At 59.4% G+C, this 24,984-nt stretch carries 33 protein-coding genes; 27 read left to right on the forward strand and 6 right to left on the reverse strand.

The window, feature by feature from the left end:
- Positions 1-29 precede the first annotated feature (29 nt).
- The gene (gene apbC, locus BMZ57_RS08360; RefSeq protein ID WP_010212730.1) at positions 30-1,124 is read left to right on the forward strand and encodes an iron-sulfur cluster carrier protein ApbC; all 1,095 of its coding nucleotides are present in this window, start codon (positions 30-32) and stop codon (positions 1,122-1,124) included.
- 489 nt (positions 1,125-1,613) lie between these two features.
- Here apbC and fdxA read toward each other — a convergent pair whose 3' ends face one another.
- From fdxA to BMZ57_RS08380, 4 genes are all read right to left on the reverse strand, one after another.
- Positions 1,614-1,937, reverse strand: a complete 324-nt coding sequence (gene fdxA, locus BMZ57_RS08365) for a ferredoxin FdxA (RefSeq protein ID WP_003208688.1) — start codon at positions 1,935-1,937, stop codon at positions 1,614-1,616.
- 142 nt (positions 1,938-2,079) lie between these two features.
- Positions 2,080-4,671 (reverse strand): DNA mismatch repair protein MutS, encoded by a 2,592-nt coding sequence (gene mutS / locus BMZ57_RS08370; RefSeq protein ID WP_042571726.1) that lies wholly within the window; start codon positions 4,669-4,671, stop codon positions 2,080-2,082.
- A 169-nt stretch (positions 4,672-4,840) separates the two neighbouring features.
- Complete coding sequence (locus tag BMZ57_RS08375) at positions 4,841-5,212, reverse strand: hypothetical protein (protein WP_010212726.1); 372 nt, start codon at positions 5,210-5,212, stop codon at positions 4,841-4,843.
- The gene (locus tag BMZ57_RS08380) at positions 5,205-5,693 is read right to left on the reverse strand and encodes a Panacea domain-containing protein (protein WP_010212724.1); all 489 of its coding nucleotides are present in this window, start codon (positions 5,691-5,693) and stop codon (positions 5,205-5,207) included. The genes BMZ57_RS08375 and BMZ57_RS08380 overlap by 8 nt, the downstream gene beginning before the upstream one ends.
- 267 nt (positions 5,694-5,960) lie before the next feature.
- On the opposite strand from BMZ57_RS08380, the gene BMZ57_RS08385 reads away from it, so the two are divergent.
- The 24 genes from BMZ57_RS08385 to recX all read left to right on the forward strand — a co-directional run bounded on the left by BMZ57_RS08385 (position 5,961) and on the right by recX (position 21,336).
- Complete coding sequence (locus tag BMZ57_RS08385; protein ID WP_010212723.1) at positions 5,961-6,695, forward strand: LexA family transcriptional regulator; 735 nt, start codon at positions 5,961-5,963, stop codon at positions 6,693-6,695.
- Positions 6,696-7,292: 597 nt separating this feature from the next.
- Complete coding sequence (locus BMZ57_RS08390; protein ID WP_021492472.1) at positions 7,293-7,637, forward strand: phage holin family protein; 345 nt, start codon at positions 7,293-7,295, stop codon at positions 7,635-7,637.
- A 21-nt stretch (positions 7,638-7,658) separates the two neighbouring features.
- Entirely contained in the window at positions 7,659-8,174 is a 516-nt protein-coding gene (locus tag BMZ57_RS08395; protein WP_010212719.1) for a hypothetical protein, read from the forward strand.
- A gap of 3 nt (positions 8,175-8,177) precedes the next feature.
- The gene (locus tag BMZ57_RS08400; protein ID WP_047541315.1) at positions 8,178-8,789 is read left to right on the forward strand and encodes a phage baseplate assembly protein V; all 612 of its coding nucleotides are present in this window, start codon (positions 8,178-8,180) and stop codon (positions 8,787-8,789) included.
- A gap of 9 nt (positions 8,790-8,798) precedes the next feature.
- Complete coding sequence (locus tag BMZ57_RS08405) at positions 8,799-9,131, forward strand: phage baseplate protein (RefSeq protein WP_010212717.1); 333 nt, start codon at positions 8,799-8,801, stop codon at positions 9,129-9,131.
- Entirely contained in the window at positions 9,128-10,123 is a 996-nt protein-coding gene (locus BMZ57_RS08410; protein ID WP_044286706.1) for a baseplate J/gp47 family protein, read from the forward strand. Before BMZ57_RS08405 ends, BMZ57_RS08410 begins: the two co-directional genes overlap by 4 nt.
- Positions 10,120-10,758 (forward strand): phage tail protein I, encoded by a 639-nt coding sequence (locus tag BMZ57_RS08415; RefSeq protein ID WP_069672354.1) that lies wholly within the window; start codon positions 10,120-10,122, stop codon positions 10,756-10,758. The genes BMZ57_RS08410 and BMZ57_RS08415 overlap by 4 nt, the downstream gene beginning before the upstream one ends.
- Positions 10,755-11,294, forward strand: a complete 540-nt coding sequence (locus tag BMZ57_RS08420) for a hypothetical protein (protein ID WP_021492467.1) — start codon at positions 10,755-10,757, stop codon at positions 11,292-11,294. Before BMZ57_RS08415 ends, BMZ57_RS08420 begins: the two co-directional genes overlap by 4 nt.
- Positions 11,295-11,362: 68 nt before the next feature.
- The gene (locus BMZ57_RS08425; RefSeq protein WP_021492466.1) at positions 11,363-12,115 is read left to right on the forward strand and encodes a hypothetical protein; all 753 of its coding nucleotides are present in this window, start codon (positions 11,363-11,365) and stop codon (positions 12,113-12,115) included.
- Positions 12,116-12,124: 9 nt separating this feature from the next.
- Positions 12,125-12,361, forward strand: a complete 237-nt coding sequence (locus BMZ57_RS08430) for a tail fiber assembly protein (RefSeq protein WP_021492465.1) — start codon at positions 12,125-12,127, stop codon at positions 12,359-12,361.
- Between the two features lie 85 nt (positions 12,362-12,446).
- Complete coding sequence (locus BMZ57_RS29485) at positions 12,447-12,620, forward strand: hypothetical protein (RefSeq protein ID WP_021492464.1); 174 nt, start codon at positions 12,447-12,449, stop codon at positions 12,618-12,620.
- 2 nt (positions 12,621-12,622) lie between these two features.
- Positions 12,623-13,789 carry a phage tail sheath protein gene (locus BMZ57_RS08435; protein ID WP_021492463.1) on the forward strand — a complete coding sequence of 389 codons (1,167 nt, stop codon included), beginning with the start codon at positions 12,623-12,625 and terminating at the stop codon, positions 13,787-13,789.
- Positions 13,789-14,295, forward strand: a complete 507-nt coding sequence (locus BMZ57_RS08440; protein ID WP_010212707.1) for a phage major tail tube protein — start codon at positions 13,789-13,791, stop codon at positions 14,293-14,295. Before BMZ57_RS08435 ends, BMZ57_RS08440 begins: the two co-directional genes overlap by 1 nt.
- Positions 14,296-14,347: 52 nt before the next feature.
- Positions 14,348-14,920, forward strand: coding sequence for a phage tail assembly protein (locus BMZ57_RS08445; RefSeq protein WP_010212706.1), 573 nt, complete (start codon positions 14,348-14,350; stop codon positions 14,918-14,920).
- Positions 14,917-15,042, forward strand: coding sequence for a hypothetical protein (locus tag BMZ57_RS29980; protein ID WP_010212704.1), 126 nt, complete (start codon positions 14,917-14,919; stop codon positions 15,040-15,042). The genes BMZ57_RS08445 and BMZ57_RS29980 overlap by 4 nt, the downstream gene beginning before the upstream one ends.
- Before the next feature lie 5 nt (positions 15,043-15,047).
- Entirely contained in the window at positions 15,048-16,508 is a 1,461-nt protein-coding gene (locus BMZ57_RS08450; protein ID WP_069672353.1) for a glycine zipper domain-containing protein, read from the forward strand.
- On the forward strand, positions 16,508-16,891 hold the full coding sequence (locus tag BMZ57_RS08455) for a phage tail protein (RefSeq protein WP_010212701.1): 384 nt from the start codon (positions 16,508-16,510) through the stop codon (positions 16,889-16,891). Before BMZ57_RS08450 ends, BMZ57_RS08455 begins: the two co-directional genes overlap by 1 nt.
- On the forward strand, positions 16,884-17,096 hold the full coding sequence (locus BMZ57_RS08460; protein WP_010212700.1) for a tail protein X: 213 nt from the start codon (positions 16,884-16,886) through the stop codon (positions 17,094-17,096). The genes BMZ57_RS08455 and BMZ57_RS08460 overlap by 8 nt, the downstream gene beginning before the upstream one ends.
- 9 nt (positions 17,097-17,105) lie before the next feature.
- Entirely contained in the window at positions 17,106-18,113 is a 1,008-nt protein-coding gene (locus BMZ57_RS08465) for a contractile injection system protein, VgrG/Pvc8 family (protein WP_010212698.1), read from the forward strand.
- Between the two features lie 6 nt (positions 18,114-18,119).
- Positions 18,120-18,677, forward strand: coding sequence for a glycoside hydrolase family 19 protein (locus tag BMZ57_RS08470; RefSeq protein ID WP_010212696.1), 558 nt, complete (start codon positions 18,120-18,122; stop codon positions 18,675-18,677).
- On the forward strand, positions 18,641-19,135 hold the full coding sequence (locus BMZ57_RS08475; RefSeq protein WP_010212694.1) for a lysis system i-spanin subunit Rz: 495 nt from the start codon (positions 18,641-18,643) through the stop codon (positions 19,133-19,135). Before BMZ57_RS08470 ends, BMZ57_RS08475 begins: the two co-directional genes overlap by 37 nt.
- A gap of 81 nt (positions 19,136-19,216) precedes the next feature.
- Positions 19,217-19,717: a CinA family protein gene (locus BMZ57_RS08480; RefSeq protein ID WP_010212691.1), complete on the forward strand. Its 501-nt coding sequence runs from the start codon at positions 19,217-19,219 to the stop codon at positions 19,715-19,717.
- Positions 19,718-19,801: 84 nt separating this feature from the next.
- Complete coding sequence (gene recA, locus BMZ57_RS08485) at positions 19,802-20,860, forward strand: recombinase RecA (RefSeq protein WP_003189042.1); 1,059 nt, start codon at positions 19,802-19,804, stop codon at positions 20,858-20,860.
- Between the two features lie 8 nt (positions 20,861-20,868).
- Positions 20,869-21,336, forward strand: coding sequence for a recombination regulator RecX (gene recX, locus BMZ57_RS08490; protein ID WP_021492459.1), 468 nt, complete (start codon positions 20,869-20,871; stop codon positions 21,334-21,336).
- Between the two features lie 62 nt (positions 21,337-21,398).
- Here the strand turns inward: recX and BMZ57_RS08495 are convergent, their stop codons facing one another.
- A complete protein-coding gene (locus BMZ57_RS08495; protein ID WP_010212688.1) occupies positions 21,399-22,511 on the reverse strand; it encodes an LOG family protein in 1,113 nt (370 codons plus the stop codon).
- A gap of 276 nt (positions 22,512-22,787) precedes the next feature.
- Positions 22,788-23,228: a PA3611 family quorum-sensing-regulated virulence factor gene (locus BMZ57_RS08500; RefSeq protein ID WP_010212685.1), complete on the reverse strand. Its 441-nt coding sequence runs from the start codon at positions 23,226-23,228 to the stop codon at positions 22,788-22,790.
- Positions 23,229-23,407: 179 nt separating this feature from the next.
- Between BMZ57_RS08500 and BMZ57_RS08505 the strand changes: the two genes are divergently transcribed.
- Both BMZ57_RS08505 and erdR read left to right on the forward strand, forming a co-directional pair.
- A complete protein-coding gene (locus BMZ57_RS08505) occupies positions 23,408-24,127 on the forward strand; it encodes a tRNA-uridine aminocarboxypropyltransferase (RefSeq protein WP_069672352.1) in 720 nt (239 codons plus the stop codon).
- Positions 24,128-24,265: 138 nt separating this feature from the next.
- Positions 24,266-24,916 (forward strand): response regulator transcription factor ErdR, encoded by a 651-nt coding sequence (gene erdR / locus BMZ57_RS08510; protein WP_010212680.1) that lies wholly within the window; start codon positions 24,266-24,268, stop codon positions 24,914-24,916.
- The last annotated feature ends 68 nt before the right edge of the window (positions 24,917-24,984 follow it).

Below are 24,984 nucleotides of genomic sequence, written 5' to 3' on the forward strand. Positions count from 1 at the left end.
TTTCAGTCAGTCTTTTTCGGGAGTAGCCCATGAGCGCCGTCAATCGCGCAGCGGTGGAAGCCGTGCTTCGCCAATACACCGACCCCTATTTGAACCAGGACCCGGTCAGTGCCGGCTGTGTGCGTTCCATCGACGTCCAGGGCGACCAGGTGTCGGTCCAGCTGGAACTGGGCTACGCCGCCGGCCTGTTCAAGAGCGGCTGGGCGCAGATGTTGCAGATGGCCATCGAAGGCTTGGACGGCGTGCGTTCGGCCAAGGTCGATATCCAATGCGTAATCGCCGCGCACAAGGCCCAGGCGCAGATCCCGGGCCTGGCCAACGTCAAGAACGTGGTGGCTGTGGCCTCCGGCAAGGGCGGCGTGGGCAAATCCACCACGGCCGCCAACCTGGCCCTGGCCCTGGCCCGCGAAGGCGCACGCGTGGGCATTCTCGACGCGGATATCTACGGCCCGAGCCAAGGCGTGATGTTCGGCATCGCCGAGGGCACCCGACCGAAGGTCAAGGACCAGAAGTGGTTCGTGCCGATCGAGTCCCTGGGCGTGGAAGTGATGTCCATGGCCTTCCTCACCGATGACAACACGCCGATGGTCTGGCGCGGACCGATGGTCTCCGGCGCCTTGCTGCAATTGGTCACCCAGACCGCCTGGGGCGACCTTGATTACCTGGTGATCGACATGCCGCCAGGCACGGGTGATATCCAGCTGACCCTGGCACAGAAAGTCCCGGTGGCCGGTTCGGTGATCGTCACCACGCCCCAGGACCTGGCGTTGCTCGACGCAAGGAAAGGCGTGGAGATGTTCCGCAAGGTCAATATCCCGGTGCTGGGCGTGGTGGAGAACATGGCGGTGCACATCTGCTCCAACTGCGGCCACGCCGAGCACTTGTTCGGCGAAGGTGGTGGCGAGAAGCTGGCCACCCAGTACGGCGTGGAGTTGCTGGCTTCACTGCCATTGTCGAGGGGGATTCGTGAGCAGGCTGACGGCGGCAAGCCGACTGTTGCAGCGGAGCCTGATGGCCAGATCGCTATGGTGTATCAAGAGCTTGCCCGTCATGTGGGCGCACGTATTGTGCTGCAGGAAGCCGCAGCGCCAGCGATGCCGACGATCACGGTCAGCGACGACTGAGAATCTGGAAGGGAAAGAGCCTCGACAGCGTCGGGGCTTTTTCATGTCTGGACGGCGACAAGGGAGAGATTTCTCATTTACGCAATTGGTCGTGTAAGCATTTGCTTACTTTTTCGTAAGCGTTTGGTTTTTTTACCCGCCAAGTACGTCCCATTTAGTCGAAAGATTTTTCTATCTTATTGAAAGATAACAATTAATTAACGGGTGTTGAGCGCGAAAGTCTGCCTGCCATAGGAATGGAACCCGTTGAACTTCCTTTGGAACTCTCTAACATCAGTCCTGTGTCCACGGATTGGCACAGCCATCAAGGACCGATGGTTGAAGGAACGTCGCAGGATGCGATTCATCAGGATGATGAAAAGGAATACAGGGACTAGGGAAAAAATGTGGGCGGGTCATACCGCCCCTTTTTTTTGCCTGCAGGAAAGTGAAACCCACCTTCCAGAAACGCAAAAAGGCCCGCAAGGGGCCTTTTGGGAGGCGACGCTATCAGCGTTCGAGGTCTGCAATCTTACCTTTTTTGCCATCCCACTCCGCTGCATCCGGCATCGGGTCTTTGCGTTCAGTGATATTCGGCCAGATTTCCGCCAGCTCGACGTTCAACTGAATGAATTCCTGCATCTCTGCCGGGACTTCATCCTCGGAGAAAATAGCGACGGCCGGGCATTCAGGCTCACACAGGGCGCAGTCGATGCACTCATCCGGGTGGATAACCAGGAAATTCGGGCCTTCGTAGAAGCAGTCCACCGGACACACTTCGACGCAGTCGGTGTACTTGCACTTGATGCAGTTGTCGGTAACGACGAAGGTCATTTCTAATTTTCTCCTCAGGCGGCGGCAGCGAAACCCTTTGTGGCAGGGCTCGCGAGGTTCGGGAGCGATAGTCTGCAGGCCAGGCTAAAAGCCCGCAGCATCCCAAACCGCGCGAGAGTCTACCAGCTTGCAAGCCTTAGCGTTATATCCGAGTCTTCAGTGCATATAACATTTCGAGCGCTTTCCGCGGCGTCAAGTCATCCAGGTCAAGCTTTGCCAGCTCATCCAGCACCGGATGGGGCAGGCTTGCGAACATGTCGCTTTGATGCGGTGCGGCCGGTTTGCTGGAGGCTTTGGCGGGGCTGGCTACCGCCGTTTCATGGGGCAGGGCCGTGGTTTCCAGGCGGCTGAGGTGTTCGCGGGCGCGGGTGATCACGTCATTCGGCACACCCGCCAGTTGGGCCACGGCCAGGCCGTAACTCTGGCTGGCCGGCCCCGGCAGTACGTGGTGCAGGAACACGATACGCTCGTTGTGCTCGGTGGCGTTCAGATGCACGTTGGCCACCAACGGTTCGCTCTCCGGCAAAACAGTCAGCTCGAAGTAGTGGGTGGCAAACAGGGTGTAGGCACGCAAGTGCGCCAGGCGCTCGGCCGCCGCCCAGGCCAGGGACAGGCCGTCGAAGGTGCTGGTGCCGCGGCCCACTTCGTCCATCAACACCAGGCTGCGTTCGGTGGCGTTGTGCAAGATGTTGGCGGTCTCGCTCATTTCCACCATAAACGTCGAACGGCCACCGGCCAGGTCGTCGCTGGAACCGATCCGGGTGAAAATGCGATCCACCAGGGACAGCTCGCAACTGGCCGCCGGCACAAAGCTGCCGATATGCGCCAGGAGCACGATCAAAGCGGTCTGGCGCATGTAGGTGGATTTACCGCCCATGTTCGGACCGGTGATCACCAGCATGCGGGTATCGTCGTCCAGCGACAGATCGTTGGCGACGAACGGCGTGGTCAGCACCTGCTCTACGACCGGGTGGCGACCTTGCACGATGCGCATGCACGGCTCGCTGACAAAACGCGGGCAGTTCAGGTCAAGGTTCAATGCACGTTCGGCCAAGTTGCTCAGTACATCCAGTTCGGCCAGGGCGCTGGCGGTGTCCTGCAGCGGCGCCAACTGGCTGATCAGGTCTTCAAGCAGGTTTTCATAGAGCATCTTCTCCCGAGCCAGGGCGCGGCTCTTCGCCGACAGCGCCTTGTCTTCGAATTCTTTCAGTTCGGGAGTGATAAACCGTTCGGCACCTTTCAGTGTCTGGCGACGTTGATAGTCGATCGGCGCCGACTCGGCCTGCTTGCTCGGTAATTCGATGAAATAACCGTGCACGCGGTTGTAGCCGACTTTCAAGTTGGCCAGGCCGGTACGGGCTTTCTCGCGGGCTTCCAGGTCAATCAGGAATTGCCCGGCGTTCTCGCTCAGGGCTTGGAGTTCGTCCAGCTCGCTGTCGTAACCGGTCTTCAATACGCCGCCGTCGCGGATGATTGCCGGCGGGTTGTCGATGATGGCTTTTCCCAGCAACGCCGCCAGTTCCGGGTAAGTACCGGCCGTGACCGCGAGCTGTTGCAGGTGCGGCGTATCCAGTTCGGTCATCGCCGCTTGCAACTGTGGCAAGGCTGCGAGGGCATCACGCAGGCGCGCCAAGTCGCGCGGGCGCGCATTACGCAGACCGATACGCGCCAGGATGCGCTCGATATCGCCGATTTCCTTCAGCTGTGGCTGCAGCTTTTCAAAGCGATAGCCGTCCAGCAGGCAAGTAATAGACGTCTGACGCGCCTGCAGCACGCTCAAGTCGCGCAGCGGACGGTTCAGCCAGCGGGTCAGCAAGCGGCTACCCATGGCCGTCTGGCAACGGTCGACCACCGATTGCAGGGTGTTGTCACGCCCGCCGGCCAGGTTGGTGTCCAGCTCCAGGTTGCGACGGCTTGCGCCATCGAGCACCACGGTATCGTCCAGACGCTCATGACGCAGGCTGCGCAAATGCGGCAGGGCCGTGCGCTGGGTTTCCTTGGCATAGCCCAGCAAGCAACCTGCTGCACCGATGGCCAGGGTCAAGGTTTCACAACCGAAGCCTTTAAGGTCCTGCACCGAGAACTGCTGGCACAGACTTTTCAGCGCCGAATCGCGTTCGAAGTCCCACGGCGCACGGCGCTTGGCCCCACGGCGTTTTTCCGCCGGTAGATCCTTCGGCCAATCATCCGGGATCAACAACTCCACGGGGTTGATACGCTCCAGCTCCGCCAGCAGGTTCTCCCAGCCTTTGATCTCCAGCACGCTGAAGTTGCCACTGGTGATGTCCAGCACCGACAGGCCGAACAGGCGCTCGTCGCCCAACACCGCTGCAATCAGGTTGTCGCGGCGCTCATCCAGCAGCGCCTCATCACTCACCGTCCCCGGCGTAATAATGCGCACCACCTGACGTTCCACCGGCCCTTTGCTGGTGGCCGGATCGCCGATCTGCTCACAGATCACCACCGACTCGCCCAATTTCACCAGTTTGACCAGATAGCCTTCCAACGAATGGTAGGGAATCCCACACATCGGGATCGACTGCCCTGCCGACTGCCCGCGCGCTGTCAGGGTGATATCCAGCAACTTGGCGGCCTTCTTCGCGTCTTCGTAGAAGATCTCGTAGAAGTCGCCCATGCGGTAGAACATCAGCTGATCAGGGTGCTGGTTCTTGAGGCGCCAGTACTGCTGCATCATGGGGGTGTGGGAGGACAGGTCTGAAGTGGTTTTACTCATTGGGTCGTAGGCAAATTCGTTGAAAGGAGTGGGGCAAATGTGGGGCATTCCGCCCTGCGATTTTGCGATGGGCGCAAGGTTAACACGCGAGGTCGGGGCTTCGCAGGTCGCGTACGGTTAGTAAAGTGCAGGACGAAAGTCAGGGGCGGAGAGCAGGTTGTAAGAGCCGCTATTTTGCCCTGCGGCCACTGGCGGGGAACAAGCCTCGGATAACGCCGAGAAAAGCGGCAAACAAGTTGATTGAGGTTGCGGTAGTAATAGCAATCAACACGTTATCGGAAAAGGGGGCTTTGCCGGAGTAGTACGTTGACCAACCATTCCACACAAGTAACACCGCCCAAAAGATCACGCCGCACGCAGCAAACCAGAAAGCACGCCCCGCATATTTCTTGCGCAGCAGCCGTTCAGCCTTCTGATCTTTCAGGTTTTGGTTTCTTTCGTCGTCAGCGCCTACTGCCTGCTCGCCTCCGGGTTGGGAGTCCTGGTCGGGCCCTGATGCGGGGGGCAGGGTCAGTTCCAGGGTGTCGAGTTCCTCATTCACGGTTGCGGCTCTTTGGGTGAATGAGCTGCGCCATTTCCTTCCAGTCAATGGCGGAACCGTCCGCGCCCCTGAGTGCCCAGGCGGTACCTTCCTCGTGGGAGAGGTTGGACAGTTGGGTGCCCGACCACTTGCCGTATTTATTGATAATGCGGTCAATCAAACGATGGGCGTAGGTGTCGCTTTCAGGAATTCTCGGGGTTACGAAGACGATGTCTTCGACGTCGGGCTTAAGGTTGCTGAGCAGCGACGTCACCGGGCGGCTGCCGTAGGATTTCAGCTCATGATAGAGCGATGGAATGACCGGGCCGTATTGCCAGCGGGCAAAGTGGTCATCCATAAGGGGGAGCTCCCTTTCACGCAGATGCCAGGACTGGGTGTAAAACAGCAGCTTTTGAAGCTTCATGGGAGTCAAGCCTGCAAGCTTGCCTTCCTTGGCGCGTTCAATGAAGGCGTTAGCAACAGCTAGAGCTGAATAGGCCATGAGCACCTCCGGAATGGCTGGCTACGTTGTTACAGAGTTTCATATATAGGCTCGGGCTTGTCGACATGCAATGACGCCGGCTGACTGATGTCGTGTTGTTTCCCGGCCTGGTTTGAAAAGCTGTATCCAGTGTGGTGGATAGTAGTGAGTAGACCACTGTTTGCATAGCCAGTATTTTGTGTCAAATTCCAGCGCAATAGGGATTAATGCATAGATTATGCAAATTAGCATTTGCCAATGCTAAAAACCCCCGGCACTATCCACGTTATGCAAAAACGCAACGTTTCTATCGTCTTACGCGAACTGCTGGACCGCGACCGGATCTCCCCCACGGAGCTTCACCGGCGTACCGGCGTGCCTCAATCCACGCTGTCCCGGATCCTCAGCGGCAAGATCGTTGATCCGTCGGACAAGCATATTTCCCGCATCGCAGAGTACTTCCGCGTCAGCACTGACCAGCTGCGCGGGCGCGCGGCAGTTGGCGTTTCGCGGGAGGACGGTCGCGACCCGATGCATTCGGAACTCAAGGACATAAGCCTGTGGGATGACGACACGCCCGTTAATGACGACGAGGTGTCGATCCCCTTTCTGCGCGAGGTTGAATTGGCTGCTGGATCAGGAAGATTCGTCATCGAGGAAAGCGAGAAGGCCAGCTTGCGGTTCGGCAAGCGCAGCCTGCGTCATAACGGCGTGCAGTTCGACCAGGCCAAGTGTGTGACGGTGCGTGGCAACAGCATGTTGCCGGTGCTGCGTGATGGCGCGACGGTCGGGGTGAATGCGGGCAAGAGTGGCATTGGCGATATCGTTGATGGCGACTTGTATGCCATCAACCACAACGGCCAGTTACGGGTGAAACAGCTCTATCGCCTGCCTTCCGGGATTCGCCTGCGCAGTTTCAATCGCGATGAGCACCCGGATGAGGACTATAGCTTCCAGGATATCCAGGATGAGCAGATCAGCATCCTCGGCCATGTGTTCTGGTGGGGCATGTACGCGCGTTAACCTTCTTCTGTAAGACGAAGCCCGCCAACGAGCGGGCTTTTTTTCGTCTGTGAAAAACCACCAAACCCGCTGCCCATAAGGTCGAAAATGCATTCGTGCATTTGTGCGGTAAAAATAAATGCATTTGTGCATTGACTGTATATGCATACATGCATATTCTTCGTCTCAAGCCAGCCAACAAGGTGGTGGAGGCGGCAAGGATGCTGCCAAGGAAGACAAGGAAGGCACGCAACACCGGCAAGGACGCCATCCGAGCGATGGCAAGGAAGCCAGCAACACCGGCAAGGATGCCGACGCTCTTTAGTTTCACCGCTTTAAAAGAATAGGCAGCGATGAACCGGCCTTAACGGTTCAGAGGGTTGGCAACTGACCCGGGTGTGCAGCGTAAAGCACCAGAAGCAGTTATCCGGCAGACAAGGATCGTGGTCGGAAAAACATCTCAGGAAAGAACCGTACCGCGCCAGTAGCGCCGAACGTTCGAATATGGACCGCATTACTGAAAAGCCCGGGCGACCGGGCTTTTTGGAATGCCTACCTATAAATGGATTTACCCAAGAGCCGGCCCTGTGCCGGGAGTGCTCAGCCAGGAGGCGTGACATGACAAACGAGCAGCAAGCGTTAGCGGAAATGCCTATCTGGCTGGTGATCGTACTGGCCCTGATCGGTGGTGTATCCGGCGAAATGTGGCGCGCCGACAAGGAGGGAGCCCGCGGTTGGTCACTGGTACGGCGCCTGGCCTTGCGGTCCGGAGCATGCATGGTCTGCGGCGTTTCAGCGTTGATGCTGTGCTACGCCGCCGGCATGTCGATCTGGACCGCCGGCGCCATTGGCTGCCTGACCGCTATGGCCGGCGCCGACGTGGCCATCGGCCTTTATGAACGCTGGGCCGCCAAGCGCATCGGGGTCGACGAGACCCCAACTTCTCGCCCGGATCAGCAGTAACCGCTGCAAGGATGCAAGCAGATGACACTTCTCGAAAAACCTTCCCAACTGCCCGTGGCGATTGGGGAGGCGCTGAAGAGCGCTTTCCCACAACTGCGCGTAGGCAATCACCATGACTTTCCTGGAACGGGCGATAAAACTGGCATTTTGATCAGCGTGGAGCGCAACGGCCCTGGCATTCGCTCGCTTGCAGGGCGCAAGGCGCACGCCTTGTCGGTTTCACTCAGGGTCATGGTTGCCGGTGGGTCGGCACCTTTTGATGCTTGCGATCTGGCCAGCCAACTGATGGACCTGGCCCTGGATAACCGCTGGGGCCTGCCGCCTGATCAGTGCGACCTGCCTACCGCAATTGTCGCTGCCCCTTCCGCGCGCTCCGGTGCGGAAACGGACTATGACACCTGGACGGTTTCCTTTACCCAAAACCTCTATCTCGGTCCCTTGCTGCTCGAGGATCCTACAGGCAAGCCGTTATTTGCCCGCACCTGGGAAGTCTCTGACATCAACGATCCGGATCAATATCGCCCACTGCAGGAGTAGTCCATGTTTGATGCATTGCTACGCATGCAACTCGGGCCGATTGTCGAGCGGCTGGCAGAAATGGAAGCCCAGTTGGAAGACCTGTATCGACGTGCAGATAGCTTCTGCCGGATTGGCGTGTGCCAGGAGGTCGACGCCGCGAGTAATACCTGCAAGGTCAGCCACGGTGATTTGCTCAGCCCAGCGATCCAGTTTTTCAACCCGAGTGCGGGGGCGCAAACCGAAACCCGCATCCCCTCTGTGGGCGAACAATGCCTGCTGCTCAATTACGGCGGCGGGGAAGGAGGCGCGCAGTCCGTCGCCTTGTTCGGCCTCAACAGTAGTCTCTTTCCACCCGTGTCCGACGTTGCCTCGCTGACGCGGCGTCGCCATCAGGACGGCACCCAAAGTGACTACGACGACGCCAGTCACATTTTCAACTGGGTAAACGGCCCGACTACGTTCAGTGGCTCTCGCGAGCAGGTCGACGTCAAGGTTGGCGCCGCCAGCCTGACCCTGAATGCCCAGAGCATCACCCTGCAACTCGGCGTCACCGGCGTGTTGCTGGATGCCGCCGGTGTGCATTTGAGCGGTCCGGTGGTGGATCACCAGGGCCGCGTGATCAGCCGCGCATAAGGAGTTGCCATGATCGGAATCGATAGGAACACCGGGGCAGTCGTCGACGACTGGCTGCAATTCGTACAGCGCGCCACCCGAGCGCTGACCACCCCCCTGGGCACTCGCCAGAAACGCCCGCTGTACGGCTCGCTGATCCCGCAACTGCTTGGCCAGAACCTGGGGGATGACCTGCTGATCCTCGCCCAAAGCCACGCCGCGCAGGCGTTCTACAACACCCAGAACGGCATCGCCGACTTTCAACCCCAGATCATCGTCGCCACCCGTCAGGGCGCCGGGCTGTTGCTGCGTTTTGCCGGTACCTGGAAAAACCGCCAACAAACCTTTGAGGTCGCGACATGAGCATGTTGATCCCTGGCCAGAACCAACTGGCGGAACCGGCCATCATCGCCGTGGATGAGTTCGAACCGTTGTTGGCCGAGTTCAAGGCCTTCGTCGTCGACTACGTCGCCAACCGTGCGCCGCAAAGCGCGGCCAAACTCAAGGTCAGCCTCGACAATGAAAGCGAACTGCTGACCCTGGCCCTGGAAGCGTTTTGCGTGCGCCTGCAAACCCACGAACGCAAGTACAACGCCCGCATCAAGCAGATGCTGGCGTGGTGGGCCACTGGCAGTAACCTGGATGCTCGACTGGCCGACATGGGCCTGGAACGCCAGGTGCTCGACCCCGGCGACCCGGCCGCTTTCCCGCCTGTGCCGCCGACGTTGGAAAGTGATGACGACGCTCGCCTGCGTTACTACCTGGCGCCCCATGCTCCGGCGGCGGGCTCGCGGATGCAGTATCGGCGCGAGGTGTTCACCCTCGGCGAGCGGCCGTCGGTGAAAGTGCAAAGCGCAACGCCGGGCGTGGTGACGGTCAGCTACACCTTTGATCCGGACGGCTATGCGGCCCAGGTCAAAGATGGCAATGGGCGTCGAACAGCGCCCGGCGAAGTCATGGTTACCGTGCTTTCTCGTGAGGGCGACGGTACGCCATCTGCCGATTTGCTTGACGGCGTTCGTCGCCATTTCGCACGGCCGGATGTGCGACCGGAGACTGACTTGGTCAGCGTGCAAAGTGCGCAAATCCTGCCGTACAAAATCCGCGTGGTCGCCAAGATCAACGCCGGCCCGGATTCGGGACTCACTCAAGTCGCTGCGCAGAAACTGCTGCAGGACTACGCAGAGTCTTGTCATCGGCTGGAAGGGCGGGTGGATCCGAGTTGGATTGACTATGCGATTCACAGTGCAGGGGCTGCGCAGCTGCAGATTCTTGAGCCTCTGGTGCCGGTTATTGGCAGCGCGTTCCAGGCGCCGTATTGCACGGGTGTCGAAGTGGAGGTGCGTACGCTATGAGTGAGCCTAAAGCGAGCTTGTTGCCGGCCAATAGCTCTCCGTTGGAAAAGGCGTTGGACCTGGGGTTTGGCAAGCTGCTCGACCGCGTAATGCCGCCGTTTCCGGCGTTGATGGATCCACTGCAAACGCCTGCCGAGTTTCTTCCTTACCTTGCCGCCGATCGAGGGGTGAGTGAGTGGGATGCGGATGCCAGCGCCACCGAAAAGCGCATCACTGTGGCCTTGTCCTGGCAGATCCAGCGCCAAGCCGGCACGCCGAAAGCGTTGAGTTATGCGGTGGAATCGCTGGGGTTCACGCCCAACATCAGCGCGTGGTATCAGCAGCGTCCGATGGAGAAGCCTTACACCTTCGACGTGCAGGCCATCATCGGGCGCAGTTGGTCCCGTGGCGATCACAATCGACTGATCCGTCGTATCAACGCAGCCAAGAGCGAGCGGGACCAGGCGACGATCACCATCGTGCATGAAACCGAAGGTCGAATTGCGCTCACTCAGGTCCTCCACGCCCTTTGGAGCGATGGCGAGCTGTGCCTGCACGGCGCGTTGCCGGAGTTGGCGTTGGTTGCCCGACTTAACAGTGCTGGGGCTGCCCAGCACTACACCATTAACGACTACGACCTCAGGGCGCAGCCATGACAGATGACATTACGCGCCTGGTGCGCTTCACCTCCAAAGGTTTGGATGAAGTGCTGCAGGCAAAGAACCAGGGCCTGAAAGGCGAAATCACCCACATCGGCGCCGGCACCGGTCGCTACAACCCGGACGGCACGGAAGTGGCGCTGCGTGATGAGCGCCAACGGGTCGCCATCGTGGATTACGAGGACCTGGGCGACCGACAACTCAGGATGGCTGCGCTGTTTGATGGCGAGGCTGAGTATGAAATTGGCGAGTTCGGGTTTTATCTCGCCAGCGGGACTTTGCTGGCGGTGTACTCCGTGGCAGGGAAGTTGCTGACGTATAAAGCGGCAGCGGCGAGAGTACTGCAAAAGTTCACGTTGGATATTTCGCCGTTGCCGGCGGACAGCGTGACGATTGTGGTGGGGAGTGAAAACCTCAATGTATTGCTCGTCGATGAGTTGGCGACGCTCTCGGCTGCCAGTGTTGACAATATGGCCAGAGGTGTCGGGCTCTTGTTTCGAGTAATGAAACTTGAGAGCAAGGCCGGTGTTTGATGGTGAGTGTTTTAGTGTTGGCCATTGAGGAGTCACTAAGTGATCAAAGCAGATAAGGAGTTCATATTTTGAGTACAGAACAGCAACTGGCTTCCGTCGTTAGCGCGGCAAATAATCTGACCAGTGTCATCACTGGTAAGGTGGGTGAGATAGATAAGGCGATTGCGGATGCTCGCCGTGCCTACGATGCACAACTTTTAGATCTGAAAAGCCGTTTGCCCAGGCTTGCAGTGACCAAAAACTTCAACTTGTACCCTAGTGCCGATGGGAAGTTGATCGAAAACTGGGGTATTCACAGCGAGGTTACCAGCAACAAGCTTCGTTCAATCACCACTACCTCTCAAGCTACAGGGCGCCCACAAGCGGACGTGGACTTTATGCTTCAGGTCCAGTCGGATGTGCGCGAGCAATATCCTGGGTTTGATATCAGGGCCAGTGAGTACTGGCGCACTATTGTCAATGTGTGGCAATTGAAGTGGGCAAGTGCAGATGTTAGTCCTTGGCTCGCGTTCCCTTATACGGTCGATACTGCGCTCGCTAATGGAACGGGCGCGGTGCCGCTTAATTCCTATATCACGTTGGGCGCTTTTGTCCGGGTATTGGAGGGTTCCATTGCGGGTGCCTGGAGTACTGGGGCAGAAAAGGGTAAATGGCGCTGGTGCTCTACGGTTGTGGCCCCCAGTGACCTGTTCGGCGCCTATTACCACCTTCATCCAATGCGGACCTCTGCTTCCGGTATCGTTGAGGTCATGTTGGCAGGCGCGTGCACGGGTGTTGTTACCAGCCCAGGCGACTGGGGAACTATGTTGGCTTTGAGCTAAGGAGAAACTATGAAACCCATTTTTGTGCCTGCAGAACTTCATCCACTTATTAAGTGGCAGGTCATTCGTAGTGCCCGTGATCAGGATTTATCTAACAGTGATTATGCGGCGATGCCCGACTATCCAATGTTGGATGAAAATAACGCTGCGTTTGTGGCCTATCGTCAGGGGCTTCGTGATATCCCTGATCAAGGCTCCGACCCTGATGGGGTGATTTGGCCGGAAAAACCCGCCTTCCTGAAATAACCCACCGCGAAAGCGGTTTTTTTTCGCCTCCCCAAAGCCCCTCCTCGCAGGGGCTTTGGTGTTTTACACACGGAGAATTCCACTCATGTCTGACCGCAAAACCTACACCGTCCTCATCCCATTCCCCATCGGTAACGGCCATTGGTCCACCGCCGGCGAGGAACTGCAACTGCTGGACGTCGAAGCATCCGCCCTGCGCACCGCCGGCCGTCTGGAACTGACCAGCGTCCTCAACTCCACCCCCAAGAAGGCTGACTAACCATGACTGAGGTTCTTAACTTCGAGCACAACGGCATCACCGTGAATGCCACCGAATCCCCCGAGGCCATGGGTGGCCTCGGCGATAATGTCATCGGCCTGGTCGGCACTGCGCCGAAGGCACACGCGTCGATCCCTAAAAACGCGCCGTTCCGCATCAACAGTTTCACCACCCAGGCGCTGCTGGACCCCACGGGTACTGAGTCGGGCACGTTGTTTCATGCCGTGTATCAGATCCTCAAGGTCGTGAAGGTGCCGGTCTACGTCGTGATCGTGGAGGAGGGCGCCACCCCGGCTGACACGATCAACAATGTGATCGGCGGCGATGAGCCGGTCACCGGTCGCAAGCTCGGCCTGGCCGCGCTGGCCAGCGTGCCGGAAGACCTGACCATCATCGGTGCCCCAGGCTTCACCGGCACTAAAGCTGTAGCCGGTGAGTTTGCCTCCTTCGGCAAGCGCATCAAAGCGCGTGTGGTGCTGGACGGCAAAGACGCAAGCGTCGCCGACCAAGTGACCTACAGCGGCGAGCTGGGCGGTGCCGACCTAGGTTTCGACCGTTGCCTGCTGGTGCACAACATGCCGTCGGTGTACTCCAAGGCGGCGAAGAAAAACGTGTTCCTTGCGCCGTCGTCCCTGGCGATCGCTGCGCTGGCCAAGGTCAAGCAGTGGGAAAGCCCAGGCAATCAGGTGACGTTCGCAGAGGATGTTTCCCGCGTCGTCGAGTACAACATCCTCGACACGTCCACCGAAGGCGACCTGCTCAATCGCTACGGCGTGAGCTATTACGCTCGCACGATCCTTGGCGGCTTCTCGCTGCTGGGTAACCGTTCCATCACCGGCAAGTTCATCAGCTACGTCGGCCTGGAGGACGCGATCAGCCGCAAGCTGGTCAAGGCCGGCCAGAAAGCCATGGCCAAGAACCTCACCAAGTCCTTCATGGACCAGGAGGTCAAGCGCATCAACGATTGGCTGCAAACCCTGGTCGCCGACGAAACCATCCCCGGCGGCAGCGTGTACTTGCACCCGGAATTGAACAGTGTCGAGAAATACAAGAACGGCACCTGGTTCATCGTCATCGACTACGGGCGGTACGCGCCGAACGAACACATGATTTATCAACTCAATGCCCGCGATGAAATCATCGAGCAGTTCCTGGAGGACGTTCTCTAATGTTTACCAACCGAGTCAGACAGGCCATTGCCGCCACCCTTCAAGGCCTGCCGTTGTCCGCGACGGTGGAAGAATTTACCCCTCCGAAGATTGAGTTCGACATGGAGCCCATGTCCGGCGGGCGCTTCATTGCCGAGGAAATGGCCAAGAGCGGCAAGGTGCTGGGCGCCAAGTTGATCCTCCAAGGTGCGGGCCCGGAAATCATGCTGGCGTTGGGCGTGCGCCTGGGTGATGACATCCTGCTGAACGTTCGCGAGGCCGGTCAGGACCAGGATGGCAAGACCTACTTCACCTATCACACCGTGGGCGGCAAGCTCAAATCCCTCGAGGAAGCGAAGCTGAAAATGGGTGAGAAGGCCACCACCACCCTGGAACTCTCCTGCCGCACCTACAACCGTCTGGAAAACGGCATTCCGGTGATCGACATCGACGTACGCACCCAGAAATTCGTGCTCAACGGCGTCGACATCCTCGGCGATGCGCGCCGCGCCGTGCTGATGCCGTAATGCCTCCGGGGGCGGGTTCGCTCGCCCCCATACTTCACCAAGGAGCTACCCCATGGCCTGGATGCCACCGCTGCACCCCCTGCTCTCGCCGATCACCGCCGACACCGGCGCGACGATCGAGCAGGTGCAACTCAAGCCGCTGTACTACGCCGCGCAAAAAGAGGCGCTGGCCCGGGCCGGTGATGACGAGGACGACCAGTTCTTCGAACTGGCGAAACTCGCCACCGGCCTGTCGGAAAAAGAGCTCGACCAACTCAAGCGTCCGGACTACGTGACCATCGCCCAATACGTACATGAGATGTCGACACGTCCTGCATCGTTCTTCCTCGACGGGCAGGCGGAATCGACCCACGACCAGCCCATCCAACTGTTGCAGCCCCTCGACGCTGCTGGCCGTACCTTCACCGAGCTGTCCCTGGAAATGCCCGCCCTGCGCGCCACCAAGGTGATGAAAAAACTCGCCACCAACAAAGAGCGCGCCGAGTTCATCACCGCTCATTGCAGCGGCCTGATGATCCCCGATCTCGCCAACCTGACTGTGCCCGACTGGACCGAATTGCAGGAGCGCATCGACGATTTTTTAAATCAACCGGCGGCTTTCTTTCGCAACGCGACATCGACGTGATCCTCGATGTGGTGCCGCTGGTTTACTCGGTCAATGAGGCGGAGATCCTGGATTGGGATGCCGCAAAAGCATTGCGCCGCTACGACATCGCGATCACTCGCCTTGGCGTTAAACAGGAGTAAGCGGGATGCAAGAGACTAAATATGGGGTCCGGCTCGTCCAGGAGGATTTACGCTGGATGATCGGCGATGCGGACCTCGGCAGTGTGCTCACACCGTTTACCGCAGGTCTTGCCGCACCGGTGAGCCTGGAGGCTGCGCCGCAGCCGCAGCCGCCGCTCACTTCGGCGCTGATGACTGTCAGTACCGGCCTCAATGCCTTGACGCAAGAGCAAGTCCGGCTGCGCGAGACGCTGGAGACCCTCAACAGCACACTGTCCGCCCGCGAACAAACGCTGGCAACCAAGACAGCTGATGTCACTGCTGCACCTGGCGCAAGTGAGCCAAAAAAGCCCGAGCCTGCTACCCGTTCCTGGCGCGAGCAGGGGCTTGAGATGGGAACCGATGCCGTTAAGTTCGTCGGCAAGGAGGTGGTCAGCGGTTTGTGGGATAAGGCCAAAGACAGGCTTTCAGGCAAAGCGCTTGATGCCGTGGCGGACAGGTATCCCACGGCCGCGAAGTGGCTTAAAGAGGACAAGGACGGTAACAAAGGTAAGGAGTGCTGCTGCACGGGAGCCCTTCCTCCGGATATTCGCGGATCATTGGAGCCGGTGCAGTCACAGGTGCCTGAGGGTGTGGGCAAGACCGCCAGGGAGCAAGAAAAAGCGCGCCCTAAAGACACACGGAAAAAACCGCGTGGCCCGCGTAGCAAGACCCGTCAATCCAGCTCGCGCGAGGTCAAGACCAGCGTGGTCAGAAGGGCCATGGATCTCAAGTCGCCACGTGCTGTGCCTGCGGCCAAGGTGTCGCCTCCACTCAATGTCGTGGTCCAGCGGCAGCTTCCATTCGAGGGCACGCGTGCGAGTCAGGCCGCGACCGGTCTTCCCGGTCGGTCGTTTGCCTCCTCCGCAGCACTTCCGACATCCCGTCCCCTGATGCGCGGTGCGGGCAAAGGCCTGGCGGCCGGGTTGTCGGGCACTCTGGCGAAGTTGGAGTCATCCGCCGTCCGCCGTCTTGGCCCGTTGAGGTATGTCGACACGGCCATGGATGTGGCCCAAGGCGTACGCAATGGCGACGTCAAGGCCATCGGCGCCGGCCTCAGCACGGCCGGTGGCGCCTGGGCTGGAGCCTCTGCGGGTGCAGCCATCGGCACGCTGGTTTTCCCCGGTGTGGGGACTGCTGTCGGCGGAGCAATCGGAGGCTTGCTCGGCAGTGAGGCGGGCGCTTGGCTCGGTGACAAGCTGTTCGGGCCTAGGGACCGTCTGCCGGCGCCTGCAGATGTCGGCAAGCACCTGAGCAACGCCCAGGCTGACAACCGCCAACTCACCTTCTCCCCGCACATCACGATCAACGCACCTGAACAGGCCAGCTATCAGCAACTGGCTGCGCTGGTGGTGCAACAGATTGAGGCTCAATTCACGCCGTTGCCGATGGACAGCTTGCTGGCGACGCGACGTGACTCGGCCCTGACTGATACAGGAGTAGCGTGATGCGACAACAGATGGCATTGGGCACCTTTATTTTTGGGCTGTCCCGTGGGTTTGCCTACGACACCCTGGACCGTGCAAGCAGTGGTGGTTGGGTCAGCCTGGAGATCGTGGCCGGTAAACCCAAGTCCAGCCAGGTCGGCCAGGCGCTCGAAACGCTCGCCTTTGGTGGCAAGGCCGCACGGGCACAGGGTATGGCGCGGCTGGATGAGTTGCGTGCGCTGCAAGCCCTTCGTGTGCCGTTGCCTTTGGTCGACGGCGTAGGCCTCAGTTGGGGGCTGTGGACCATCAAGTCGGTGGACGAAAAACAGTCCAGCGTCATCGATGACGGTACGGCGATGGTGATCAATTGGTCGGTGGTACTGGAGGAGTTCGTCAATGCGTAGGGTACGAAGTATTGCGGGTGATTCGGTGAACCTGCTGCTCTACCGCGAGCTAGGGCGCTGTGATGATGCGGCCGAGGAAGTGTTGTGGCGCTTGAATCCTGAATTGGCCGAACAGGGCGCGGTATTGCCTGCGGGCGTCAACGTGATTGTGCCTGAACTGGAGACACAACCGACCGCCAATCAGCCGGTTTCGGCCTGGGATTAAGGAGTCACCATGACACTTGGATTTACACCGGTGGTGGAAATTTACGGCGACAACGCCGCGCTGCTCAACGAGCGGCTACTGGAGTGGGAACACACCGATTTGGCGGGTTTCGTGTCCGATCAGTTGAAGTTGACCCTCGACATCGAAGGCCTTGAAGGGTTGCCTGGCTTGGGCGGGCATATCGGCCTGCGCGTTGGCTACCGGGAATCCGGCCTGGTGGATAAAGGGCGTTTCAAGATCACTCAGCGTACGCCGTCGCTGTTTCCGCTGCGCGTGGTGCTGGTGGCGACGGCAGCGCCTTTTGATGAACCCGAGTTCAAGAAGCGACGAACCGCCAGTCACGGGCCGATCAGCCTGGGGGCGCTGTTTCGCCAGTTGACCACTCGCCATGGCTTCTCACCGCGTGTGGCACATGACTTGGAAGGCGAACAGATCCAGCATATCGACCAGACCAATGAAAGCGACATGGCGTTTTTGACGCGGTTGGCCAAGCGGTTCGATGCGGTGGCCAAACCCGTCGACGAGCTGTATGTGCTGGGCCGCAAAGGGCAGATCAAGTCGCTGTCTGGCAAGGTTTTGCCGGATGTGCAGCTGTCGATCACCCGTGATAACCGTCCGGGAGATCGTGCGTTTGTTTCCGCCAGCTTTACTGAAACCAGCCGCGCGACCTACTCCGGCGCCCAAGCGCGCTGGTGGGATGCAGCCGCCGGTAAACAACACGTGGTGGAGGTGGGGGGCGCGCCGTTCAAGGTCATGACGCAGCGTTACCAGAGCGAGGCTGAAGCCAGAACTGCCGCTGAGGGCGAGATGCGTCGAGTGGGCCGTGAGGGCTTGCAGGTCAGTGTGATCTGCCCTGGAAACCCCTCATTTGGCGCCGAAGGGCTGTTGCTGTTGGACGAGTCCTGGCCTGGCTTTATGCGGGGTCGTTGGTCGATCGACAGTGTGACTGCCAGCGGCAAGCGCAAAGAGAGCTACCGATGTGCGATCAAGGCCAGTGGTTTGTCCCCGGCCGAGTGAGGAACCATGCTGATAACACTGCCCCAACTGCTTCAAATCCTGCCGGGAGCCCGCCTTGGAGCGGGCTCTTTTTTGCCCGCACTGAACATGGCAATGTCCAGGTTTGAGATCGGTCAACCCAAGCGCATTGCTGCGTTTCTCGCCCAGGTCGGTCATGAGTCCGGCGAATTGCGTTACGTGCGTGAACTGGGCAGTGATGAATATTTGAGCAAGTACGATACTGGCGCATTGGCCGCACGCCTGGGCAACACACCCGAAGCCGACGGCGACGGCCAGAAATACCGGGGCAGGGGGCTGATCCAGATTACCGGACGCCGCAATTACCTGTCTTGCAGCCAGGCACTGTTCGGCGATGATCGTTTGTTGCGGGAACCGACGTTGCTGGAGCAGCCGCAATGGGCGGCCGAGTCGGCGGCTTGGTTCTGGCAACGCAACGGCCTGAACGAACTGGCCGACAAGGATCAATTCACTGCGATCACGCGACGTATCAATGGCGGGCTCAATGGGCTGGAGGATCGCTTGCGGTTATGGGCGCGGGCGAAGGCGGTGTTGTGCGTTTCTTAGGCGCGTGCCGCTTGATCGGTGTATGCCTGCTGATGGCGGTTGTGTGGCAGGTACAGGCCTGGCGGTACGCGGCGCAGATCGCACATTTGTCGGCAGCGCAGACGCAGGCAGCCCTGTACCAGAAGCAGGTCGAGCAGGATAAGCGGCTGGCCCTTGAGCAACAGCTCAGTGCCGATGATCAACGACATGCCCGGGAGTTGAGCGATGCCCAACGTAACCAAGCTATTTTGCGCGACCGCCTGGCCACTGCTGATGTGCGGTTGTCAGTCCTTCTCGACGCTTCCAGTGGCTGTCCGGTGCCAGCCTCCACCGCCCCCGGCAGCGTGGTTCATGCAGCCCCGCGAGCCCGACTTGACCCGGCGCATGCTCAGCGAATTATCGGCATCACCGACGACGGTGACAGCGCCTTGATCGCCTTGCGCGCGTGCCAGGCTTACGTGCGTGCCGTCGCCCGTTAGCGTCTTGAGACAGTCCGTCACTTGCGCGTGCGAGCGGCTCCTGTAGGGTAGGCGAACCCCCGCCCACGTCTGGAGACGACCGTGAAGGAAATCACTCAACTGGCTGCTGAATTGGGGCGCCGCTTGCAGGTGCTCAATGCCCATGTCACCACTGCCGAGTCCTGCACCGGCGGTGGAATCGCGGAAGCCATCACGCGGATTCCGGGGAGTTCGGCCTGGTTCGAGGCGGGGTATGTCACCTATTCCAACCGTCAGAAGACCCGGCAGCTGAATGTGCCGGAAATGCTGTTTTCAAAAGTCGGCGCTGTCAGTCGGGAAGTGGTGGAAGCGATGGTCCGCGGCGCACAGGAAAAAAGCCTGGCGCGTTTTGCTGTTGCCGTCAGCGGTGTGGCGGGGCCGGATGGCGGTTCGCCGGACAAACCGGTGGGCACTGTATGGCTGGCTTTCGGCGTGGGCGAGGACGTCACGGCCGAAGTTGAACACTTCACCGGCAACCGCGACGAGGTCCGCCGACAAACGGTAAAGGCCGCGCTAGAGGGCTTGTTGCGACGAGCTGCAGCAGAAATAGAAAATCAGGGGTAGGCGATCTCCGATCTTTGTGGAACAATACTGTCTACTTATACAGGTGTTGGCCGCCCCGGCCTTATTGATTACGTGAGGACTTTAATGGACGACAACAAGAAGAAAGCCTTGGCTGCGGCCCTGGGTCAGATCGAACGTCAATTCGGCAAGGGTGCCGTAATGCGTATGGGCGATCACGACCGTCAGGCGATCCCGGCTATTTCCACTGGCTCTCTGGGTCTGGACATCGCGCTCGGCATTGGCGGCCTGCCAAAAGGCCGTATCGTTGAAATCTACGGTCCTGAATCTTCCGGTAAAACCACCCTGACCCTGTCGGTCATTGCCCAGGCGCAGAAAATGGGCGCCACCTGTGCGTTCGTCGACGCCGAGCACGCCCTGGACCCTGAATACGCCGGCAAACTGGGCGTCAACGTTGACGACCTGCTGGTTTCCCAGCCAGACACCGGTGAGCAAGCCCTGGAAATCACCGACATGCTGGTGCGCTCCAACGCCATCGACGTGATCGTGGTCGACTCCGTGGCTGCCCTGGTGCCCAAGGCTGAAATCGAAGGCGAAATGGGTGATATGCACGTGGGCCTGCAAGCCCGTCTGATGTCCCAGGCGCTGCGTAAAATCACCGGTAACATCAAGAACGCCAACTGCCTGGTGATCTTCATCAACCAAATCCGTATGAAGATCGGCGTGATGTTCGGCAGCCCGGAAACCACCACCGGTGGTAACGCGCTGAAGTTCTACGCTTCGGTCCGTCTGGATATCCGCCGTACTGGCGCGGTGAAAGAAGGTGACGAGGTTGTGGGTAGCGAAACCCGCGTCAAAGTCGTGAAGAACAAAGTGGCTCCGCCTTTCCGTCAGGCCGAGTTCCAGATTCTCTACGGCAAGGGTATCTACCTGAACGGCGAGATGATCGACCTGGGCGTGTTGCACGGTTTCGTCGAGAAATCGGGTGCCTGGTATGCCTACAACGGCAGCAAGATCGGCCAAGGCAAGGCCAACTCGGCCAAGTTCCTGGCGGACAACCCGGACATTGCTGCCACACTTGAAAAGCAGATTCGCGACAAGCTGCTGACCGCCGCTCCAGACGTGAAAGCTGCCGCCAACCGCGAGCCGGTTGAAGAAGTGGAAGAAGCTGATACTGACATCTGAAGCACGCGATGACAGTTGTACTGGATACACTCGTCGCCGTTCGGCGCACTGCGATGGACCTGCTCGCTCGCCGCGAGCATGGTCGAGTCGAGCTGACGCGTAAACTGCGTCAGCGCGGCGCGGAGCCCGAAATGATTGAAACCGCCCTTGACCGCCTGACGGAAGAGGGACTGCTTTCCGAATCCAGATACCTCGAAAGCTTTGTCTCCTACCGAGCCCGCTCCGGCTACGGCCCGGCGCGGATTCGCGAGGAGCTGAGCCAGCGTGGCCTGCAACGCGCCGATATCGACCTTGCCCTGCGAGAGTGCGGGATCAGCTGGCAGGCGCAGTTGGAAGACACCTGGCGGCGCAAGTTCTCTGGCCATCTACCGATTGATGCCAAGGAACGGGCGAAGCAGGGGCGATTCCTGAGCTATCGGGGTTTTTCGATGGAGATGATCAGCCGATTATTGAGCGGCAGGGATTTGGACGACTGATCTCTTGAACAAGCAAAAGACCCACTATGAAAATAGTGGGTCTTTTTTTTTACCTCAGAAAATCACGCCGGCTCCGGCGCCACCCGTTGCTGTGCCTTGCCCTGAGCCTGAGCCCAGTTCTCCGGCAGGTTGATGTAGTCCACCAGCTCCCGTAGCCGGCCCTGATCGCGCCCGTTGAAGTTGAACACCAGCCGCGTCAAATGGCTGAACCTCGGTTCATCATGTTCCTCGCCGGTATACGCCAGCTGTTGGAACTCTCCACTCAGCCGCAGGCTGGCAAACTCGCTCTGTAAATGGGCCAATGCTCGTTCACTGAGTGGGTGGTTCATGCGCACCACAAACTCGCGTTTCAGCCAGCGTGTGGAGTGGAAGTTGGCATAAAACTGGTTGATCTCGTCCACCGCCTCTTCGGCGCTGTACACCAGGCGTATCAGCTTGAGGTCAGTGGGAAGGATGTAGCGATTGGCTTCCAGCTGGCTGCGGATAAAGTCCAGGGCGCCTTGCCAGAACCCGCCACCGGGTGCGTCCAGCAGCACCACCGGGACCAGAGGGCTCTTGCCGGTTTGAATCAGGGTCAGCACTTCCAGTGCTTCATCCAGGGTGCCGAAGCCGCCTGGGCACAGCACCAGGGCATCGGCTTCCTTGACGAAGAACAGCTTGCGGGTAAAGAAGAAGTGGAAGGACAGCAGGTTCTCAGTGCCATCAATCGTTGGGTTGGCATGTTGTTCAAACGGCAGGGTGATGTTGAATCCCAGGCTGTGTTCCAGGCCCGCGCCTTCGTGGGCGGCGGCCATGATGCCGCCCCCACCGCCGGTGATCACCATCAGGTCCGAGCGTGCCAGTGCCGCGCCGACTTCCCGGGCCAGTGCATACAACGGGCTTTCCACCGGGGTGCGAGCCGAGCCGAATACCGTCACCTTGCGGCGACCCTTGAACTGTTCGAGTACGCGGAAGGCATTGTCCAGTTCGCGGATGGCTTGCAAGGTGATCTTGGCGTTCCAGCGATTGCGGTCGTCCTGGGCCATGCGCAGCACGGTGAGGATCATGTCGCGATACAAGGGGATGTTCGGGCTGTTGGGGGCGATCAGCTGGAGTTGTGCGTCGACCTGCTGCGTGAGGTCGGTACCGTGTTGTTCAAAATGTCGGAGCAGGCGGTCATTCGGTTCGTAAGGCATTCAACTTCTCCTTCTTGCAGGGCACCTTCGCCGGAGGCTACGACACTGCTTGTGTCGCTGTTTGCCGCAGGGAGGCAACCTTCTTTTGCCCTGAAAATGTTACAGAACAGCATGAAAAGCGCTGTGAATGAAAGGTCGGGATGACTTGATCATGGGCCGGAAAACCCTTGGCTGGCAACCACTTATTGGCCGCCCAGTAGGGAGTCTAGCTGCCTGGTAGGACTTGAAGCGGGGGGAGTGCGCGCCACCGGACGGTAGCGCGCGAAGGTCAAGCCGTTACTTTTTCTTTTTTGCCGCAGCCGGTGCCGGGCAATCCGCTTCCACGAACTTTACTGAAGCCACAGGACGGTTGGTCTTGTTCTCAGTGATTTCGTAACGCATCACCGCACCCTTGGCCATCAGCTCGCGGTAGCCCTTGTTCAGGCATACGCTCTGGCCGAGCTGGAAATACACAGCCTTGGGGTTGGCGCGCATCTGTTCGGCGCGATCAGGCAAGACGCTCAGGTGATCGATCAGTTGCATGCCTTCAACGGTGTAGGCCACTTCCAGGGTTTTTTCGTCGATTTCCCGGGGCAGGTCTTTGTTGCTCTCAGCCGCAACGCTTTGCAGCTTCCGGTTCATTTGGGCCTCCAGCAGCGAGGCCGCCTGGGCGCACACGGGCAATACCAGCGCGAGGGCGACGGATGGGGCGACAAGACGCAGCATGGAACGCAGCATGAAACTCTCCTGATTCGGTTACTGGTGCATAGACCAGCCACTGCGCTGTGCGTTCAGTGGCGCGCAATTATAGGTGAGCCCTGGCCACTACAGCCAGGCGTATCGCTGGTAAACTGCCGCCACTTCAGCCGTCCACGAGTTTTCTCCGTGTCGATTTACCCGTTCCACCGGCGCATCCAATGAGCCACGCCGTTTCCCGACTGCACACCCAGCGCCTGGCCCGTGCCGTCCGTCCGTTCCTCAATCGTGGTTCGCGTGCCGAACGCTGCCCCGGCTGCCGGGTCATTCCTGAGTATTGCCTGTGTGCCTGGCGACCCAAAATCGCCGCAACCTCAGCGATGTGCCTGCTGATGCATGACGTGGAACCCATGAAACCCAGTAATACCGGTTGGCTGATCGCCGATGTGATCGACGACACCACGGCGTTCGCCTGGTCGCGCACCGAGGTCGATCCTGACCTGCTGACCTTGCTGGCTGACCCGCAGTGGCAGCCCTATATCGTATTCCCCGGCGAATTCGTCGCGCCGGAGCGTGTGGTCAGTGAAGTGAAGGTGGGACAGAGCAAGCGCCCGCTGTTCATCCTGCTGGACGGCACCTGGAGTGAGGCGCGCAAAATGTTCCGCAAAAGCCCCTACCTGGAGCATTTGCCGGTGCTCAGCCTGGCGCCGGAACAGCTGTCGCGCTACAAGTTGCGGCGTTCCAAGCGCGACGACCACTTCTGCACCGCCGAAGTCGCCGCTCTGTGTCTTGAATTGGCGGATGATCGGGTAGCCAGTGAAGTCCTGGACGCCTACCTGGATGTATTCAGCACCCATTACCTGGCCGCCAAGTTCCAGATGCCGCTGGATCCGGCGGACTCTGTTCATGCGCGCCTTGCTCCCTATATTCCGACGGTATAACCAGTCGACGTTTGCATGATGGCACCACGAACCCGCAACCCGCTAAAATCCCCACGGGCGTAGCGCTTGACCCTCCAGGCTACGCTGGGCATGCTGGGCGCCGATCAGGGCACCCCTGAAAACAGGATCATTTAATCAATGGCCACATACGAAATCCTGATAGCCGATGACCACCCGCTGTTTCGCAGTGCACTGCACCAGGCCGTGACCTTGGGCCTTGGTTCGGACGTACGCCTGGTCGAAGTGGCCAGCATTGCCGAGCTGGAAGCCCGCCTCACCGAAAAATCCGACTGGGACCTGGTGCTGCTCGACCTGAACATGCCCGGCGCCTACGGTTTCTCGGGATTGGTGCTGCTACGCGGTCAATATCCTCAGATCCCCGTGGTGATGGTCTCGGCCCAGGAAGAGGCCGACGTGGTGGTGCGTTCCAAGGAGTTTGGCGCCAGTGGTTTCATTCCCAAGTCCAGTGCGATGGAAGATATCCAGAAAGCCGTGCGCACCGTGCTCGATGGCGATGTGTCCTGGCCGCCGCAAGCGTTTGAAGAAATCAACGTGTCCGACGAAGCCAAGGCTGCCCGTGATGGTCTTGCCAGCCTGACACCGCAGCAGTTCCGCGTGCTGACCATGGTTTGCGAAGGCTTGTTGAACAAGCAGATTGCCTATGAGCTGAGCGTGTCGGAAGCGACGATCAAGGCCCATGTGACGGCGATTTTCCGCAAGTTGGGCGTGCGAACGCGTACCCAGGCGGCGCTGCTCTTGCAACAACTTGAGTCAATTTCGCAGCACTAAGCGGCCCCCGATTCACGCTTTTTTGACTTTGCGTGATCTAGTTTCCCCACTCCTTTGGTTCAGTTGCC

Origin of the sequence: Pseudomonas simiae (assembly GCF_900111895.1) — a bacterium.
Classification (GTDB): domain Bacteria; phylum Pseudomonadota; class Gammaproteobacteria; order Pseudomonadales; family Pseudomonadaceae; genus Aquipseudomonas; species Aquipseudomonas simiae.